Origin of the sequence: Streptococcus intestinihominis (genome assembly GCF_046824975.1) — a bacterium.
Lineage (GTDB): Bacteria > Bacillota > Bacilli > Lactobacillales > Streptococcaceae > Streptococcus.
On the sequence record NZ_JBKQBL010000001.1, the window covers coordinates 537,918 to 541,160 of the forward strand.

Annotated in this window: 4 protein-coding genes; all 4 read right to left on the reverse strand. The window is 41.6% G+C overall.

Annotated features, from left to right (window positions below):
• Positions 1-962, reverse strand: a 962-nt coding sequence (locus ACLOR3_RS02670) for a glycosyltransferase (RefSeq protein WP_412036968.1), incomplete at its 3' end; no start/stop codon positions are given.
• A complete protein-coding gene (locus ACLOR3_RS02675; RefSeq protein WP_411400225.1) occupies positions 937-1,662 on the reverse strand; it encodes a WecB/TagA/CpsF family glycosyltransferase in 726 nt (241 codons plus the stop codon). The genes ACLOR3_RS02675 and ACLOR3_RS02670, both read right to left, overlap by 26 nt.
• 17 nt (positions 1,663-1,679) lie before the next feature.
• A complete protein-coding gene (locus tag ACLOR3_RS02680; protein WP_411400162.1) occupies positions 1,680-2,465 on the reverse strand; it encodes a LicD family protein in 786 nt (261 codons plus the stop codon).
• 3 nt (positions 2,466-2,468) lie between these two features.
• Positions 2,469-3,243, reverse strand: a 775-nt coding sequence (locus ACLOR3_RS02685) for a sugar transferase (protein ID WP_412036969.1), incomplete at its 5' end; no start/stop codon positions are given.

The window sequence follows — 3,243 nt, forward strand, 5'->3', positions numbered from 1 at the left end:
TTCTCTGCCAACTCTTTAATTGCTTGAGCCAGGGCTTGCGGATCCTCAGCCGGGACGAGGATCCCATTCTCAGAGTTCACTACTTCATTCACACCTGGAATATCTGTTGCAATCATCGTTTTACCGTTCATAAAGGCCTCGATTGCAACCAATCCAAATCCTTCAAAGATCGATGGAAGAACACAAAAGTCAAAGCTATTGATACACTCTACCACGTCACTACGGTAGCCCAAAAAATGAATTCTTTCTTCCAGATCTAGCTCTTTTGTTTGATTTATCAAATCATTTTTCAATTCTCCGTCACCGACAATAAACAAGGATACACTTGGATTTGTCACAAGTGACATGGCTTGGATCAGATAGGGCAAGCCTTTTTGTTCGGACAGGCGAGCTATACAGCCTATTTTGATACCGTCACACTTAGTAATTTCATTTACTGTATGCTCACTTTGTTTCATTTTCACCCCATTATAAATTACAATAGAGTTTTTTGACCTTACATCATTATGAATATTTTCCTGGACAGCTTGACTAACAGCAACCGTTCGAGCCTTGCCTAGGGCAAATTTGTATAGTGGCAATTTGTCCTTAAAAACATTATGGGCTGTATAGACATGGATCAATTTTGGATGGCGCATCTGCAACAAACGAACATAGAAAGCAGCCATCCGGTGATGGGTGTGGACAAGAGTAATCTCATTTTCTTTGATGATCTTGGAGAGACTAGCAAGGATCTTGAGCACCGTAGCTGGCTGTTTGCTATCGACATCTAAAATCCGATGGTGTTGAATCCCATTCTCTGCCAGTTTTTCTTCCCACAATCCACCAGTTGATGCGACATGAACCTGATCAAATTCATCCTTAAGATCTGTCGCCAATTGATAGACAATACGTTCCGCTCCACCGATATCCATGGTCCGCGAAATGTGAAGAATATTATTTTTTTGCTTTCCGTTTTTCATGTACTACTCTCTTAATAAAAGTGGCATTTCCTACAAAATAACGCTTAAAGAGCCGTTTGGGTTCGTTGGCCACACGGAACAACCATTCCAGATTAGCTTTTTGCATCCACATAGGTGCCCGCTTGATATGACCTGAGAGGACATCAAAGCTTCCTCCCACTCCCATAAAGACAGAATTGACTCCGTTGTCCATAAACTTCTGGATCAAGTACTCTTTTTTAGGAGAGGTAATACCGACAAAAACAAAATCTGGATTCTTCTCACGAATATCTTCTTGAATAGCCTCTTCCTCTTCAGCAGAGAAATAGCCATTGCGATGCCCCACTACTCGGAGATTCGGATAATCCTTTTTAAAGATAGTTAACATATCTGTCAAGACTTCCTCTTTTGCGCCGAAGAAGTAGACAGAGTAGCCTTTTTCATTGGCCAAATGAAGCAATTCCTGCATCAAATCGATGCCTGCCACGCGTTCTGGCACAGAATAGCCCAAATAGCGTGCCGCGAGAACGACAGAAGCACCGTCTGCATTGATGATTTCAGACTCATTGACAATCTTCTTGATGGCCTCATCTGTCGCACATTGATTGAGCTTGTCTGCGTTGACCCCCATCAAATGGAGCGGTTTTTTATCTCGTACGAATTGTTCTGTAGCAGCAACGGTTTCTGCCATTGTTAAAGGGTCAATTCTGACCCCCATCATTGTAAAACTTTTCAAGCTTATTCTCCCCAAGTGGATTCAAAGTGACCTTTTTGCTCTGATTCTTCTGGCAACTTCATATAATCGCCATAAATCTTTGTCAGATAAGCATCCGGATCAGCATGTCCACTGATTTTAATAGTTTCAAAATCAAGGAGTTGTGGCTCCCCAAACACCTCTTTATAGGCCAACTCTCTCTCACGATATGAGCCTAAGACGTTTCCGACAAGAGCACTTGTCTCAAAGTCGTACTGTTTAATCGTATTCTGTAATTTCCGATTAATTTTTTCTGTATTTAATAATTTGTCCAAGTGAAGGATCTTAGAAACCTTCACAATTGAATTTTCAAAGAAGCCTCGGTCCCGATTGTGCAATCGATTGATGACAGATATTTTTGAAAGGGCACGGTAATACTTGATTTTATTAGTATGCAAGAAATAGTGGAAACCATCTGACGGATAACCATCTAAAGGAAACACATCAATAAACGGACTACACACAACCCCACCAAATTCAATTTGAAGGGAAGTATCCATGATAGAGGTGTTACCTAAATTATCGTCATGGATTCTTAGGATAACATGATCTGGTAATTCCTTTTCGCAAATTTCCAGGAATTTTTCATAATCTTTTCTAGGCATTCCCAAATCCATATCATCATCCCAAGGAATGAATCCTTTGTGACGAATTGCTCCTAATAGAGTCCCACCTAAAGCATAATAGCGAAGATTGTACTTAGAACAAATCTCAACATACTTTTCTAATAAGGACAACTCTCCTAATTGAATCTGTCTTACTTCACTCATTTTCTACTTCGCTCCATCTCGTTTAAATACAACTTTGATCGTTTTCAGCAAGATTTTAATATCTGACCAAATGGTCCAATCGTCAATATAAGATACATCTAAGCGAACCACTTCATCAAAGTCTGTAATTTCGCTACGACCACTCACCTGCCAAAGCCCTGTAATTCCAGGCTTGAAGCTCAAGCGGCGTTTTTGTTCTGGAGTGTACTTCTCATACTCATCCACTGTTGGCGGACGGGTTCCAACCAGACTCATATCTCCTTTTAGGACATTAAAGAATTGTGGCAGCTCATCCAGACTGGTCTTGCGGATAAAGCGTCCAATCGGCGTAATCCGAGGGTCATTGTCCATTTTGAACATGCCACCGGTCATGGTGTTTTGATCCATCAATTCTTTTTTCCGTTCTTCTGCATCGACATACATAGAACGGAACTTATAAAACTTGAAATAGCGGCCATTTTTCCCGACCCGCTTCTGAGCGAAAATAGCTGGACCTCCATCCTTGCGAATCAAGGGAACCAACACGATACCCACCAAGCCACAGATAACCAGGCCCACCAAAGAACCACAGATATCAATCACACGTTTTGCCGTCACGTGGCTAGGTTTGTAGAAGTTGGTCGAGAAGGTGACGACATTGAGCCCAGCCACTTCGCGAATCCGTTTGTTGCCGGCGAAGTTCAAATCAAAAGCATTAAGGTTGACGGTAACGTCGATCCCCATGGTCTCAAATTGTGAGACATACTCCCCAATATCATACTCTTCACTTGGAAGATTG